Origin of the sequence: Candidatus Glomeribacter gigasporarum BEG34, assembly GCF_000227585.1 — a bacterium.
GTDB classification, from domain to species: Bacteria; Pseudomonadota; Gammaproteobacteria; order Burkholderiales; family Burkholderiaceae; genus Glomeribacter; species Glomeribacter gigasporarum_B.
In genome coordinates this window covers 1-15,357 of sequence record NZ_CAFB01000039.1, presented here as the reverse complement: position 1 = coordinate 15,357, position 15,357 = coordinate 1, and the positions used below count along the sequence as shown (strand labels likewise).

The 15,357-nt window shown below is 60.6% G+C and carries 14 protein-coding genes; all 14 read right to left on the bottom strand.

The annotated features are described in order from the left end of the window. Positions 1-14: 14 nt before the first annotated feature. A complete protein-coding gene (locus tag CAGGBEG34_RS03585; protein WP_006682495.1) occupies positions 15-791 on the bottom strand; it encodes a cell division protein FtsQ/DivIB in 777 nt (258 codons plus the stop codon). Next, positions 781-1,755 (bottom strand): D-alanine--D-alanine ligase, encoded by a 975-nt coding sequence (locus CAGGBEG34_RS03580; RefSeq protein ID WP_006682494.1) that lies wholly within the window; start codon positions 1,753-1,755, stop codon positions 781-783. Before CAGGBEG34_RS03580 ends, CAGGBEG34_RS03585 begins: the two co-directional genes overlap by 11 nt. Next, entirely contained in the window at positions 1,736-3,169 is a 1,434-nt protein-coding gene (murC, locus tag CAGGBEG34_RS03575) for a UDP-N-acetylmuramate--L-alanine ligase (RefSeq protein WP_006682493.1), read from the bottom strand. Before murC ends, CAGGBEG34_RS03580 begins: the two co-directional genes overlap by 20 nt. Next, a complete protein-coding gene (gene murG / locus CAGGBEG34_RS03570) occupies positions 3,166-4,323 on the bottom strand; it encodes an undecaprenyldiphospho-muramoylpentapeptide beta-N-acetylglucosaminyltransferase (RefSeq protein ID WP_006682492.1) in 1,158 nt (385 codons plus the stop codon). Before murG ends, murC begins: the two co-directional genes overlap by 4 nt. Before the next feature lie 146 nt (positions 4,324-4,469). Next, positions 4,470-5,672, bottom strand: a complete 1,203-nt coding sequence (ftsW, locus tag CAGGBEG34_RS03565; RefSeq protein WP_006682491.1) for a putative lipid II flippase FtsW — start codon at positions 5,670-5,672, stop codon at positions 4,470-4,472. Next, positions 5,669-7,300, bottom strand: a complete 1,632-nt coding sequence (murD, locus tag CAGGBEG34_RS03560) for a UDP-N-acetylmuramoyl-L-alanine--D-glutamate ligase (protein ID WP_006682490.1) — start codon at positions 7,298-7,300, stop codon at positions 5,669-5,671. The genes ftsW and murD overlap by 4 nt, the downstream gene beginning before the upstream one ends. Before the next feature lie 5 nt (positions 7,301-7,305). Beyond that, positions 7,306-8,475, bottom strand: coding sequence for a phospho-N-acetylmuramoyl-pentapeptide-transferase (gene mraY, locus CAGGBEG34_RS03555; RefSeq protein ID WP_006682489.1), 1,170 nt, complete (start codon positions 8,473-8,475; stop codon positions 7,306-7,308). Positions 8,476-8,479: 4 nt separating this feature from the next. Further along, entirely contained in the window at positions 8,480-9,886 is a 1,407-nt protein-coding gene (locus tag CAGGBEG34_RS03550) for a UDP-N-acetylmuramoyl-tripeptide--D-alanyl-D-alanine ligase (protein ID WP_006682488.1), read from the bottom strand. Continuing rightward, on the bottom strand, positions 9,883-11,511 hold the full coding sequence (locus CAGGBEG34_RS03545) for a UDP-N-acetylmuramoyl-L-alanyl-D-glutamate--2,6-diaminopimelate ligase (protein WP_006682487.1): 1,629 nt from the start codon (positions 11,509-11,511) through the stop codon (positions 9,883-9,885). Before CAGGBEG34_RS03545 ends, CAGGBEG34_RS03550 begins: the two co-directional genes overlap by 4 nt. After that, positions 11,508-13,277: a peptidoglycan D,D-transpeptidase FtsI family protein gene (locus CAGGBEG34_RS03540; RefSeq protein WP_006682486.1), complete on the bottom strand. Its 1,770-nt coding sequence runs from the start codon at positions 13,275-13,277 to the stop codon at positions 11,508-11,510. The genes CAGGBEG34_RS03545 and CAGGBEG34_RS03540 overlap by 4 nt, the downstream gene beginning before the upstream one ends. Beyond that, on the bottom strand, positions 13,274-13,609 hold the full coding sequence (ftsL, locus tag CAGGBEG34_RS03535) for a cell division protein FtsL (RefSeq protein ID WP_006682485.1): 336 nt from the start codon (positions 13,607-13,609) through the stop codon (positions 13,274-13,276). The genes CAGGBEG34_RS03540 and ftsL overlap by 4 nt, the downstream gene beginning before the upstream one ends. A 16-nt stretch (positions 13,610-13,625) precedes the next feature. Continuing rightward, positions 13,626-14,597: a 16S rRNA (cytosine(1402)-N(4))-methyltransferase RsmH gene (rsmH, locus tag CAGGBEG34_RS03530; RefSeq protein ID WP_006682484.1), complete on the bottom strand. Its 972-nt coding sequence runs from the start codon at positions 14,595-14,597 to the stop codon at positions 13,626-13,628. A gap of 6 nt (positions 14,598-14,603) precedes the next feature. Next, complete coding sequence (gene mraZ / locus CAGGBEG34_RS03525; RefSeq protein ID WP_006682483.1) at positions 14,604-15,032, bottom strand: division/cell wall cluster transcriptional repressor MraZ; 429 nt, start codon at positions 15,030-15,032, stop codon at positions 14,604-14,606. A gap of 121 nt (positions 15,033-15,153) precedes the next feature. Continuing rightward, the coding region (locus CAGGBEG34_RS03520) for a tyrosine-type recombinase/integrase (protein WP_042687996.1) at positions 15,154-15,357 on the bottom strand (204 nt) is incomplete at its 5' end.

Sequence of the window (15,357 nt, the reverse complement as noted above, 5' to 3'; positions counted from 1 at the left end):
ATCCCCTGTCCTTCCTATGCCCTAGAACCTGTGCTCAAAATGGCAAATCCATTCGGATAGCGCAAATCGACCCTTTGAATCTCCTCTCCCCATTGCGCGGTGACTGCCTTCCAGGCAGCGGCGAGCCGCCGGCAGCGCTGCTCGAGACCATCGCCGCGCGCCGCAAGCGCGCCTGCATTGCTTCCCCCTTCTCTTTCTTTATCGCGGCCCAGCTCAACGCGCGTTCCGTTCGACAACTCCACTGTCCAGGCGCGCCGCTCCGAAAGGCTGACCGAGACAGGCGCCAGGCCAAGCGGCGCAAACCAGCGCGCAAAATCCCGGTAACGCGCAACGACCTCCTTCTCGCTTCCCTCAGGGCCGCTTAAAGAAGGCAGCCCATCGCCCGCCTCGGCCAGATTCGCGGCAAACCGTTCGCCGTCCCTGCTGACCAGCCAGTCCGCGCGCCAGATGCCAAGCGCCTGGTACTCCGTCAGCGTGAGCGCAAGCTGATCCGGCCAGACCCGCCGCAGCGCCGCGCGCTGAACCCACGGCATCGCCTCAAAAATCGCGCGCGTCTCCTCCAGATCGAGATTGAAAAAATGCGTATATAGGCGGCGGTTTCTGAGCTGGCTCACTGCCGCGCGCACGCTCGGCAGATTCAGATGCGCCAGATCGCCGTCGATGCGAATCACCCGCAGCGCAAACATCGGTTGCCGCATCAGCCAGTGCCCCAGGGCGGCACACAACGCGAGCGTTGCGCCTGCCGTGAGCGCGGCAGCCAGTAAATTGAGCTGGCGCGGGTTATGCCACATTGCGCTTGCTCTCCATCTGCGCCGCATCAGGCAGTGTCAGCGCCAACAGGTGCATCACCAAATCCTCATATGAAATGCCAACGGCGCGCGCCGCTTTCGGCGGCAGCGAATGATCGGTCATGCCCGGCGCGGTGTTGATTTCCAGGAACCAGGGCTGGCCTTGTGCATCGATCATCAGATCGACGCGCCCCCAGTCCTTGCCGCCGAGAATCTCAAACGCGCGCCGCGCAAGTTGCTGGATGCGTTGTTCTTCCTGGGCGGCCAGGCCGCACGGAATCCGGTATTGCGTATCGTTGGCGATGTACTTCGCGTGATAGTCGTAGAACTCGCCGGCGGGCACGATGCGGATCACCGGCAATTCGAGCGTGCCCGCAATCGATACGGTGTACTCGCCGCCGCCTTCTATGCTTTTTTCGACCAATACGGTTGAGTCGTAGCGCGCCGCTGCGTCTACCGCGGCGGCCAGCGCCTGGACTGACTTGACCTTGGTCATGCCGACGCTCGAACCTTCGTGCACCGGTTTGACAAAGAGCGGCAAACCGAGCCGATCCGCCATTCCATCCGGTCTCCAGCCTGCATTGGCGGCGCACTGCACAATCTCAAACGGCGGCGTTGGAATGCCGGTTTGCTGCCAGATGAGTTTGCTGCGCCATTTATCCATCCCCAGCGCGCAGCCCAGCACACCCGTACCGGTATAAGGAATACCCAACATATCCAACGCGCCCGCCAGTTGGCCGTTCTCGCCAGCGCCGCCGTGCAATGTATTAAAGACGCGCGCAACACCTTCCTGCTTCAATTGCCATACCGGTTGCTCGGCGGGATCGAACGGATGCGCGTCAACGCCGCGCGCGCGCAGCGCGCCTAGCGCCAGTCGCCCCGAATTCAGCGACACCTCGCGCTCGGCGGAAGCGCCGCCGAGCAGCACCGCAACTTTTCCAAAAGCTTCAGGATGGATTAAATACATCTCTTTTTTTCATTTCTAACGTATGTTGTTTTAATTGCGCTGCCACGCCGCCCATCGACCCCGCCCCCATTGTGATGACCACATCCCCATCCCGCGCAATGCGCATGACCGCCTCCGGAATTTCTTCGACCGTCTCGACAAACAGCGGCTCGACTTTGCCCGCGACGCGCACCGCGCGCGCCAGCGCATGCGCATCGGCGGCAATCAGCGGCGTTTCGCCCGCGGAATAGACCTCGGTTAACACCAGCGCATCGACGCTGGAGAGCGCCTTGACCAGATCGTCGAAGCAATCGCGGGTGCGCGTATAACGATGCGGCTGGAACGCCAGAACCAGACGGCGTCCGTCAAAAGCGGCGCGCGCGGCGGCGAGCGTGGCCGCAATTTCAGCCGGATGATGGCCGTAGTCGTCGATCAACGTGTAATGCCCGCCTTCAGCGGCTGGAATTTCTCCATAGCGCTGGAAACGGCGATCCACGCCGGTAAAGCGCGCCAGCGCGCCGAGAATCGCCTCATCCGCCACTTCCAGCTCGCTCGCAACCGCGATTGCGGCCAGCGCATTGCGCACGTTATGCAGACCCGGCAGATTCAGCTCGACCTCAAGCGGCGCGGCGGGCGCGCCGTTCTGGCGCAATACCGAAAAGCGCATCCGCGCGCCCTCCACCCGCACATTCACTGCACGCACCTGTGCATCTTCCGCCAATCCATAGCGCACGATCTGCTTGTTTGAAACCCCGGGAAGAATGTCGCGCACATGGGGATCGTCGATACACAGGACAGCGATGCCATAAAACGGCAAGCGCTGCGTAAAATCGATGAACGCCTGCTTAAGCTGCGCAAAGTCGTACGCATAACGCTCCATATGGTCAGCGTCGATATTGGTAATGACCTCAATCACCGGCGACAGCGTTAAAAACAAGGCATCGGATTCATCCGTTTCAACAACGATAAATTCACCCGCGCCGAGCCGCGCGTTCGCGCCCGCGCTATTGAGCCGTCCGCCAATGACGAAAGTCGGATCAAGGCCGCCTTCGGCCAGCGCGCTCGCAATCAGGCTGGTCGTGGTGGTTTTGCCGTGCGTGCCTGCCACCGCAATGCCCTGCCTTAAGCGCATCAGTTCGGCAAGCATCAGCGCGCGCGGCACGACCGGAATACGGCGCGCGCGCGCGGCAAGCACTTCGGGGTTGTCTTCACGCACAGCGCTCGACACGACGACGGCGTTCGCGCCTTCGATATGCGCCGCATCGTGACCGTGCGCAATGCGCGCGCCCAAACGGGTCAGCCGTTCGGTTGCCGTATTGCCAATCAAATCGGAGCCGCTGACGCGGTAGCCCAGATTCAGCAGCACTTCGGCGATGCCACTCATGCCGGAGCCTCCGATGCCGACAAAATGTAAATGCTTGACAACGTGTTTCATCCGGACGCTCCACGGCGCGCAGCGATTTCAACGCAGATCTCCGCTACGCGTTCAGCCGCGCCCGGCATGGCAAGCGCGCGCGCCTGCGTTGCCATTTCCAGAAGCCGTGCGCGCGGATGCGCGCGAATCCAGTCCGCCAGAAATGAGGGCGACAATTCGCTCTGCTGCACCAGCGCCGCTGCGCCGCGTTCGGATAAAAAAGCCGCGTTGCGCGTCTGATGATCGTCAGCCGCATACGGGAACGGTACAAACAGCGCGGCCACGCCCGCTGCGGAGATTTCAGCGACTGTGCTCGCGCCCGCGCGGCAAATGAGCAGATCGGCTTTGCAATACGCATCCGCCATATCGTCGATAAAAGGGATTAAGTCAATATTGGCGTTTTCGGCATCGGGAGAAAAACCGGCGGCGGCGTAATGCGCGCGCAAGGCGTACAAATGCTGAACGCCGGATTGATGAACGACAGAAGGCAACGCATCGCGCGGCAGCAATGCCAGTGCGCGCGGAACAATCGCATTCAACGCAGCCGCCCCCAGACTCCCGCCGACGACCAGAATCCGCAGCGGCCCGCTGCGCTGCGCAGTGCGGACGTGTGGCGGCGGCAAATGCACAAAAGCGCTGCGCACTGGATTGCCCGTCCACTGCGCGCGCGGCAGCGCATTTGGAAAAGCAACGAGCGCGCGGCGCGCGATTTTGGCAAGTAAACGATTCGCCAGTCCAGCAATCGCATTCTGTTCATGAATGATTAGCGGACAACGGCGCGCCAGCGCCATCAATCCAACCGGAACGCTGATATACCCGCCCATTCCAAGCACGATATTCGGCCGGATGCGCGCGAGCAGCCGCGCGCTCTGCACGCACGCGCGCAATAAATTAAACGGCAACAGCAGAATGGCGCGCAGCCCTTTGCCGCGCACGCCGCCAAAATCGACCCGCTCCATCGCAACGCCGTGTTTTGGCGCCAGCCTCGCCTCCATTCCTAATGGATTGCCGATCCAGACCACATTCGCGCCGCGCGCTTTAAGAGATTGCGCGACTGCCAGCCCCGGAAACACATGTCCGCCGGTGCCGCCCGCGGCAATGAGTACCGTTAGAGGGCGCGATGCCGGCGCACCGCTGCAAAAAGCCCTAGAGCCTTTTTCAGTGAGATTGCACAAGGAGTAAGCGCGAAGACAGTATGGAGCTCGATGCGGGCGGAGTAGGTCTCCATCGCGAAGCGATGGAGGCGACCCCGCAGCGATCCCGAATACCGAAAACGCAGAAGCGACGCCGGGCAAGCCGCTGAAAAAGGCTCTAGCGTTCATCATCTTCCTCCGCGCATCACTACCCGATTCTCATAATCCACCCGCATCAGCAGCGCCAGAGCAATGCAGTTCATCACAATGCCGGAGCCGCCATAGCTGAGCAGCGGCAATGTGAGGCCCTTGGTCGGCAACAGACCGAGATTGACCCCCATATTGATGAACGTCTGTACGCCAATCCACAGTCCGATGCCCTGGGCGGTCAGCGCGGCAAAGACGCGATCCAGCGCGAGCGCCTGCCGGCCAATCGAAAAGGCGCGCCGCACCAGCCATGCAAATAGCAGCATCACGCCTGAGACGCCGACAAATCCCAGTTCTTCCCCAATCACCGCGAGAATGAAATCGGTATGCGCTTCGGGCAGATAATTCAGTTTTTCCACGCTATTACCCAGACCGACGCCGAACCATTCGCCGCGCCCGAAGGCAATCAGCGAATGCGTAAGTTGATACGCCTTGCCTTGCGCGTAGCGCGCGTCCCACGGGTCAAGATACGCAAAAATGCGCGCGCGCCGCCACGGCGAGAGCCAGATCAGCAGGCCGAACGTGGCGGCGACCGTCAATGCCAGCCCGCTGAACCATTTGAGGTTAATCCCGCCCAGGAACAGCACGCCCATTGCGATCACCGCAATCACCATAAACGCGCCCATATCGGGTTCGAGCAGCAGCAGCGCGCCCGCGCAGCCGATTGCAAGCGCCATTGGCAGAAAGCCCTCGCGCACGCTGTGCATCACCGCCTGTTTACGCACCGTGTAATCCGCCGCATAGAGCGTTGCGGCGAGCTTCATAAGCTCGGACGGCTGGATATGCGCAATGCCGAGCGAAATCCAGCGATGCGAACCGTTGACGCCTTTGCCAATGACTGGCGCAAAGACCAGCGTAAGCAGTACCAGCGCGCCGATAAAGAGCTTCGGCGCGGCTTTTTCCCATTGCGTCATCGGCGCCTGAAACGCGCACCAGGCGAGCGTAAAGCCCATCATCAGCGCGGCTAAATGCCGCACCAGAAAATGATGCCCCTGGTAAGCGGCGTATTTTGGCGCGGCGGGCAGTGCAATCGATGCCGAATAGACCATCACGAGCCCAAAACCGAGCAGCAGGAGGCTGACCCACAGCAGCGCCTGATCGTAACTACGCATCGCGCGGCGCGTGCGGAGATCGCCCGCAGCGCCTGTGAATCCCGCTGCAAACTGTCGTATTGAATGGATCATGATGATTTAGAGCATTTTTCATCGGCTTGCCCTGCGTCACTTCGCGCTCGCCGTATTGTGCATACTGTCTTCGCGTTCGTTCCTTGTGCAATCTCGCTGAAAAATGCTCTAGGTTCTAGCGCTTCAACCGCGCTGTGGAACACTTCAGCGCGATGCCGGTAATCGCGGAACATATCGAAACTGGCGCACGCCGGCGATAACAGCACCGTATCGCCAGGTTCGGCGATGCTTGCCGCAGCGCGCACCGCTTCTTCAAGCGTTGCATATTCGGCGATGGATACGCCCGACGGTTCAAGCGCGACGCGCAGCAGCGACGCATCCCGGCCAATCAGCATCACCGCGCGGCAGACGCGCGCGACCGGTTCAGCGAGCGGGCTAAAGTCTTGCCCTTTGCTGACTCCGCCCGCGATTAACACAATCTTTTGAGCTTCAGCGCCCTTCAATGCCGCAAGCAACGCGCCGACGTTTGTACCTTTGCTGTCGTCAATAAAATCGACGCCATTGATGCGTGCGATGCACTGGAAGCGGTGCGGCTCGCCGCGATAATCGCGCAATCCATGCAAGAGCGGCGCGAGCGGTATATCGAGTGCGCGGCACAGCGCGAGGGCGGCAAGCACATTTGAAATATTGTGCTTGCCGCGAATTGCCAGCGCTGAAGCGGGCATTAAGCGTTTTATAACGATTCCGGATGGCGCGTGATCCGCCGCGCGGCGCGCGCGTTTTGCCGCCGGGGATATTTCCGCGCACGTTTCAGCCGCTTCAGCCGCTTCAGCCAGCGCCAGCCACGCCGCGCCATCTCCAGTCTCCATCCATCCGTATTCGCCCGCATGTTGCGGCGCGCTTAGGCCAAAAGTGAATTGCCCCACGTCCGTTTGACCCGCGCGATTGAGCGCGAACCGCATCGAATGCGCATCGTCACGGTTCAGGATGCGTACCGCGGATGCGCCGAAGATGCGGCCTTTGGCCGCTGCATAGGCATCAAAATTGCCGTGCCAGTCGAGATGATCGGGCGTGATATTGAGCGCCGCCGCCACATCCGGCGCAAACGTCTGATTGCTCTCCAACTGGAAGCTCGACAATTCCAGCACCCAGATATCCGGCATTTTCTGCTTGTCCACTGCCACGCCAAGCGCATCGAGCAGCGCCATACCGATATTTCCGGCAACACAGCTCTGATAGCCAGCGCGTTTGCATAATCGTCCAACGAGCGCAGCGGTGGTGGTTTTGCCGTTCGTGCCGGTAATGGCAATCACTTTGGATTGACCATAAGCGGTGACTTCCGTTGCGCGCAACGCCTGCGCAAAAAATTCCAGCTCGCCCCAAACGGGGATGCCGCGCGCGCGCGCCTCGGCCAGCAGCAGCGCAATTTCGGCAGCGCGCGGCGACAGGCCGGGGCTGATCGCGAGCAGTTCAATTCCGTCTAGCAGCGCGGGTCTCAGTGCGCCTGTGATCAATTCCGCATCCAGCCCTTCCGCGCGGAGTTGCGGCAGATTCGGCGGCGTCGCGCGCGTATCGGCAATCCGCAGCCGGCAGCCATGACGCGCGCACCAGCGCGCCATCGACAGACCCGAAATGCCGAGTCCGAGAATCAGTGTCTCTGGTTGATTGAGTGTGCCAAATACAGTCATTTTTCTTAACGTAACTTCAGCGTTGAAAGCCCAACCAAAACCAGCATCAGCGTGATAATCCAGAAGCGCACGACGACCTGCGTTTCTTTCCAGCCGGCCAGCTCAAAGTGGTGATGCAGCGGCGCCATCCTGAACAGGCGGCGGCCTTCGCCATAACGCCTGCGGGTATATTTGAACCAGACGACCTGCAGCATCACCGAAAGCGTTTCGGCGACAAACACGCCGCCCATTACAAACAGCACGATCTCCTGCCGGACGATGACGGCAATCGTCCCCAGCGCGCCGCCGAGCGCGAGCGCGCCGACATCGCCCATAAAAAGCTGCGCCGGATGCGTGTTGTACCAGAGGAATGCCAGGCCCGCGCCGCCCATCGCCGCGCAGAAAATCAGCAGTTCGCCCGCGCCCGGAATATGAGGAAACAACAGATATTTCGAGTACACCGCGTTGCCCATCACATAGGCGAAAACGCCGAGCGCGCCGCCTGCCAGCACAACCGGCATGATGACCAGGCCATCGAGTCCATCGGTGAGATTGATGGCGTTACTCGCACCAACAATCACGAAATAGGTCAACGCGATAAAGCCCGCCGCGCCGAGCGGATAGCTGATGGATTTCATGAATGGCAATTGCAGATTCGTATGCGCGGGCAGCGTCATCGAAAATCCGCCGCGCCACCATGCAATCAGGCGCTCGATCATCTCAGCCGCACCCGGTTCAGAGATCGCGAACATCAAATAAAACGCGGCGAGCGCGCCAATCAGCGATTGCCAGCCATATTTCTCGCGCGCGGACATCCCGCGCGGATTTTGATGGACAATTTTGCGGTAATCATCGACCCAGCCAATCCATCCAAATCCCATTGTCACCGCCATCACAACCCAAACGAAACGATTGTCCAGATTCGCCCAGAGCAGCACCGATGCGGCAATGCCAATCAGTATCAGAGCGCCGCCCATCGTGGGCGTGCCCGATTTGGATAAATGCGCGCTGGGGCCATCGTTGCGCACCGTCTGCCCGACTTTGAGCGCGTGCAGCAGGCGAATCACCCGCGGCCCGCACGCAAGACCCATTGCCAGCGCCGTCAGCGCCGCCATCACCGCGCGAAAGCTCAAATAATTGAATACGCGCAGCAAGTGGAAATCGCCTTGCAACCATTGCGCGAGCGCAAACAGCATGGCCTTAATTCCCTGTCCGGGTGTGGAGCGGATCGGTCAATGCATTCACCACCCGCTCCATCTTCATAAAACGCGAGCCTTTGACCAGAATCGTCGCGCGCGCATCCAAACCCGCCCGCAATAAATGCTCGACCAATGCAGCCGCGTCGTCGAACGCATGCGCGCCCGCTCCAAACGCGGCGCATGCGCCGCGCGATGCCTCGCCGAGCGCATAAAGCGCATCGATGCCCCGCGCGCGCGCATACGCGCCGATCTCATGATGAAAGGCTGCGCCGTCCTCGCCGACCTCGCCCATATCGCCCATCACCAGCGCGCGCGGCGGTGAACACACAGCCAGTACGTCGATTGCCGCGCGCAGCGAATCGGGATTTGCGTTATAGCTGTCATCAATCACCGTTGCGCCCGCCAGCGGCGCAACGCATGCGATTTTTAACGTCAGACGTCCCGCGACCGGCTCAAATGCTTCGAGTCCTTTCTGGATGATTTTCAGATCATCAACGCCGGACGCCAGCGCCGCCGCCGTTGCGGCAAGGGCGTTGCGCGCGTTATGCCGGCCCAGCGTGCGGAGTTTGAGCGCGCACGCCCCGATTTCAGTTTGAATCGAAAAAGGCTCTAATTGACTATCTGGCTGCCAAATACCGCGCACCGCGGCGCCGGCCGTTTCATCATCGAGCGCGAAATCAATCACGCGGCGCGCGCCCGCCGCCTTCCGCCACAACGCGGTATAAACGTCATCGGCGGGAAATACCGCAACGCCCTCAGCAGGCAATGCCTCAATCGCGTCTGCGTATTCGTGCGCAACGGCCTCTACGCTTTTCATAAAGGCCTGATGTTCGCGTTGCGCGTTGTTCACCAGCACAATCGTGGGTTCAGCAATCTCCATCAGAACCGCCGTTTCGCCGGGCGTGTTCATTCCAAGTTCAACCACGCCCAACCGGTGCATGGGATTCAAACGCAGCAATGTGAGCGGCAGGCCGATCTGGTTATTCAGATTGCCATACGTGGCAAAGCATGCTTCCATGCCAACCGCCGCGGCGAAAATCGACGCGATCATTTCCTTGACCGTCGTCTTGCCGTTGCTGCCGACCACTGCCGTCAACGGCAGCGCGAACCGCCGCCGCCAGCCGCGCGCGAGCAAACCGAGCGCCGCGCACGTATCGGGCGCTTTCAAAGCGGGCAGCAGTATTTCCGGGAAGTCGCGGGAGACCAGCGCGGCGACGGCGCCGCGCTTGACCGCCTCCGGCAGAAAATCGTGCGCATCGAAGCGTTCCCCTTTCAACGCGACAAAGAGTTCGCCCGGCGCAACGGTCCGGCTATCGGTGCTGACGCGCTCGAAACGCACACTGGCATCGCCGATGATGCGCGCGTCTGGAATCAACGCCGCCGCTTCGCGCAGTGAAAACAGGCTCATCGCTGTACTCCCTGTACGCCTAAAGCATTCTTCAGTGGCTTGCCCGGCGTCAAACGATCTGGCCCAGCCGTCAATGCGCCGGTGATGCGCGCATCTAGCGCCAGTCGAACATGATCATGGTCTGAAAAAGGCACTTTCTTACGGTTGATGTCCTGCATCGTTTCATGACCGCGCCCCGCGACCAGCACCACGTCTTCCGGCGCGGCGGTGCGGATTGCTTGCAGAATCGCGCGCGCGCGGTCTGCAAAGCGCTGGATGCGCGCAGGCTCCGAAATGCCCTTCACAATATCATCGATGATGGCCTCCGGCGGTTCGCAGCGCGGGTTGTCGCTCGTCAGCACAAGCCGGTCGGCGAGCCGCCCGGCGATGCGCCCCATCAATGGCCGTTTGCCTGGGTCGCGGTCGCCGCCACAGCCAAAGACGCAGACCAGCGCGCCGCCGCGCGCGCGTGTAACAGGTTGCAGAGCGGTGAGCGCCGCGCCCAGCGCACCGGGCGTATGCGCGTAATCGATGACCGCCAGCGGCGCTCCATTGCGTCCGCCAACGCACTGCATCCGGCCGGAAATGGGCGCAAGCTTTGGCAACTGCGCGAGCGCCGCCTCAAATGGCACATCCGCGGCGAGCAGCGCGCCGCAGACCGCGAGCAGATTGTGAATATTGAACGTTCCCAACAGATGGGTTTCCACTTCGCCGCGTCCCCAGTCGGAGATCAGCATAAACGCGCTTCCGGTGGCCGTTGTGCGCGGCGCGGTTGCGCGCAGCACGGTATCGGCGGGCGGCGCGCCGCCTGGTTCGCCAATGCCATAGGCAATTTTCCGTACCGCGCGATTTGTCTGCAAACGTGCGAGGATCCGCTGGCCGACTGGGTCGTCACGGTTCACGACCGCCGTTTGCAAATCCGGCCCCTCGAATAAATGCGCCTTGGCGGTTTCGTAGGCTTCAAGCGTGCCGTGATAATCGAGATGATCGCGCGATAAATGGGTAAACACGGCGGTATCGAAGATAACGCCGTTCACACGCCTCTGATGCAGCGCATGCGAGGAGACTTCGAGCGCAACGGCGCGAGCGCCGCACTGAACCAGTTGCGCAAGATTGCGCTGCATTTGCGGCGCATGCGGCGTGGTAAATCCCATTGCGGTCAATTGATCGGGCATGCCGAAGCCGAGCGTTCCGCTGGTCGCGCAAGGCGTGCCCGCCGCCGTCAAGGCGCGCGCAATCCAATGAGCGCATGAGGTTTTGCCGTTGGTGCCGGTGATGCCAATCACGCGCATCTTCCGGCTCGGCACGCCATACCACTGGCGCGCAATGAAGCCGGCCAGATCGGGTAAATCAGACGCCTCGAAATTGGGAACAGTCCATGCGGGCGCTGCATGTTCAGAAGACGGTTGCCAGATCACCGCCGCTGCGCCGCGCGCGATCGCGTCATCGATATAAGTCCGGCTATCCGCTCCCTGCACCGCATACGCCAGATACGCATCGCCTGGCTGGATCGCCCGGCTATCCGCATGCAGATTGGCCGCGCTGGACACATGCTGGCTGAGCCATGCCAGCGCATGCTGAACGGTGCGCGCCCTTATTCCATTTTCAGACGCACAGCGCGGTTGCGCGGCATGCGCGGCATTCATGGCGCAACTCCAGGCGTGCGCTGCGCGCTGACCACAAGCTTTTGGCGCGCAGACTGAATGGGCTTATCAGGCGCAATATTGAGCGCGCGCAAGGTATCGCCCGCAATCCGCGCGAAAACCGGCGCAGCGACCCGGCTGCCGAAATGCTGGCCCGCGCGCGGCTCGTCGATGGAAATCGCCACAATAATGCGCGGCGCGGACATCGGCGCGATGCCGACAAAGGAAGCACGATATTTGGATTTGTCGTAGCCGCGACCCGTATATTTGTACGCCGTGCCTGTTTTGCCGCCCGCGCGATAGCCTGGAATTTGCGCCAACGGCGCGGTGCCCTCCGGACTCACCACTGCTTCAAGCATGCTACGGACTTGTTGCGCGGTGCGCGGGGAAATAATTTGCGGGCCGTACACCGGTTCGTCGTCATTTTTGAAGATCGTCACAGGCAGCAATTGCCCATCGCGCGCAAGCACCGTGTAGGCGCGGGCAATCTGAAAGAGCGAGACGGAAACGCCATAGCCGTAGGACATCGTGGCCTGTTCAATGCGCCGCCAGCGTTTCCACGGGCGCAGCCGGCCAGCGACCGCGCCCGGAAAATGAATATGCGGCGCTTGGCCGAAGCCGACGCCGCTGAACATGTCCCACATTTCCTGCGGTTTGAGCATCAGGCCGATTTTGGCCGTGCCGATATTGCTGGACTTCTGAATCACGCCGAAAACGGTGAGCGTTCCTTTATCGTGCGTATCCGTAATCGTTGCGCCATCGATGGTGTAACGGCCTGGCGAAGTATGAAACACAGTGGATGGCGTGACGCGACGTAGCTCAAGCGCGCGCGCGATGACGATTGGCTTCGTGATTGAACCCGGCTCGAAGGTATCGGTCAGCGCTCGATTGCGCAGTTGTTCGCCGGACAGCCGTGAGCGGTCATTGGGGTTATAGGTCGGGACGTTCGCCAGCGCGAGCACCTCGCCGGTGCGCACATCCAGCACCACCACCGCACCCGCTTTGGCCTTATTGCGTTTCACCGCCTCTTTCAAACCGGTATAGGCAATATATTGCAAGCGGTTGTCGATGGACAGGCTTAACTCTTCCCCGTCACGCGGTGCAATCATTTCCGGCACATCTTCAACGATGCGTCCGAGCCGGTCCTTGATCACGCGGCGCGAGCCCGGCAGGCCCGCCAGTTGCGGCTGCATGCTCAGCTCGATGCCTTCCTGGCCTTCATCTTCAACGTTCGTGAAACCGATCAACTGCGCGGCGATTTCGCCTTCGGGATAGTAGCGTCTGTATTCCTTGCTCTGGTAAATCCCTGGAATTTTGAGCGCCGCGATTTGCTCCGCTACATCCACTGGAATCTGCCTTTTGAGATAAAGGAAGCGTCTGGATTGCGCGAGCTTGGCGCGCAACAGGGAAGGAGAAATCCCCAGCAATGCCGCCAGCGCCTTCATTTTGGAGGCGGGCGTAGCTGCGTGAACGTCTTCAGGAATCGCCCAGATCGCGCGCGCTGACAGGCTGGTGGCCAGCATCCGTCCATTCCGATCCAGAATTTTCCCGCGCGTTGCAGCCAATTCAAGCGTTCTCTGATAACGGGTTTTGCCCTGCTTCTGATAAAAATCGTTGCTCAACCCTTGAATCCAGGCCGCGCGCGCCGCCAGCGCGGCAAAGGCGGCGAAGAATGCGAACACAAGAAATTTTGAACGCCACAGCGGTAAGCGCGGCGATAAAGCGGTGCGCGCCGTGCGGGAGAGATGTTGGCTCAAACTGCGTTTCACTGCATGCCTCCACAGAACGCAGCCACTGTTTTAGAGCATTCTTCAGCGGCTTGCACTGCGTTACTTCTTTTAGACACGCCTAAATATTGGGTCACGACATTCGTGACCGGGACCATGTTGAGCCGATGCGTCGCAAGGCGTTCAATGCGCGCTGTTTTTGAGAGCGCTCTTTGCTGGTAGTAAAGCTGCGCGCCTTCCTGCTGCAACTGTTGCTGCTGCGCGCGCGCGCGTTCAAGCGCAATGAATAAACGTCTTTGCTGGTACGCCGTATGGACTACGGATAAGGCGCATCCAATCAGCGCGACCAGCAACACAATATTGAGACGGCTCATAAACAGTGACAGTTTTCTATCCCAGCTTCTCGGCGCTGCGCATCACGGCAGAACGCGCGCGCACGTTCGCTTTGCGTTCAGCATCGCGCGCGCGGATGCGCGGCCCCAGCTTAAGCGCGGGCGCTGGCTCTGCGGGCGCGCGCAGCGGCAAATAACGCAGCGCAGCGCCGGGTTGCGGCGCGCGCGCATGGGTCTGCATAAAGCGTTTGACAATTCGGTCTTCAAGTGAATGGAAGCTCATCACGACTAACCGTCCACCTGGCTCCAGGATTTCCAGCGCTGCGTCCAGCGCTGCGCTTAACGTCTGAAGCTCTTGATTGAGGTAAATCCGTATAGCCTGAAAGGTGCGGGTCGCGGGATGGCGCCCCAGCGGGCGGGTTTTGACTGCACGCGCCACGAGTTCAGCCAGTTCGCGTGTGCGCGCGAGCGGCCCATATCGATCCGATTGCATCCGGCGAGCTGTAATCGCCTTTGCAATCTGCCCAGCAAACCGCTCTTCTCCATATCTTCGTATAACCTCAGTCATTTCCTGTTGTGATGCGCGCGCGAGCCACTGCGCCGCGCTTTCTCCCTGCCTCGGATCCATGCGCATATCCAGCGGGCCGTCGGCGCTAAAACTAAAGCCGCGCGCGGGATTGTCCAGTTGCGGCGAAGAAAGACCCAAATCCAGCAAAACCCCCGATACGCGCGGCGCGTTGCGTTGGTTCAACTGCTCGCGCAGCGCGGCGCAGTCGCCATGAACGATTTCAAAACGCGCATCGGTGATCAATTGCGCCGCTGCGCATGCCTCCGGGTCCTTGTCGAAGGCCAGCAACCGTCCGCCGGGCGCCAGCCGCGCCAATATGGCCCGGCTATGTCCGCCTCGCCCAAAGGTGCCGTCAATATAAAAACCGTCCGTTCGCCACACGAGCGCATCCACCGCCTCATTGAGCAATACAGGACGATGTTCATACCGATTCCCTTCCGAGCCCCGCCCCGTGTTTTCCATACCCTGTCAAAAAGTGAAGTGCTTCAAAGCGTCCGGCATTTCCTGCGTCATCGCGATGCGCTCTTTGGCGATATAGGTGTGTGCATCCCAAATCTCAAAACATCCGCCCATCCCCAGCAGCATCACCTCTTTATCCAGCGCCGCCGCGCTTCGCAATTCGGAAGAAATCAGCACGCGGTTCGATCCGTCAATTTCCACTTCGGATGCATTGCCTAGAAAAATCCGGCGCCACCAATGCGCATCCATCGGCAATGCGGCAATCTTGTGGCGGAATGTTTCCCAGGCCGCCGCCGGAAACAACAGCAGACAACCGTCGGGGTGCTTGGTCAGCGTGATGCGCCCTTCCGCCTGCGCGTTCAACGCCTCCCGGTAGCGCGCGGGAATCGACATTCGTCCTTTTGCGTCGAGTGAAAGCGCGGATGCGCCCTGAAACACTTTGCCGTCTCCCTGAATGCCCGATTCAAGCCAGAAGTCTACACATAATTACACTTCAATACACTTTCTCCCACTTTATGGCAATGACAGGGCGTAGGTCAAGCGTTGCGACTTGAAGAGATCACTTCTGTTTTTTGGCGCGCGGATGAGTCTGGTCGTAAATCTTTGCCAAATGCTGAAAATCGAGCGCGGTATAGACTTGGGTTGCGGCAATGCTGGCGTGGCCGAGCATTTCCTGTACAGCGCGTAAATCACCGCTGGATTGCAGTACATGGGTTGCAAATGAATGACGCAACACATGCGGATGAACATGCGCGGGAACCCC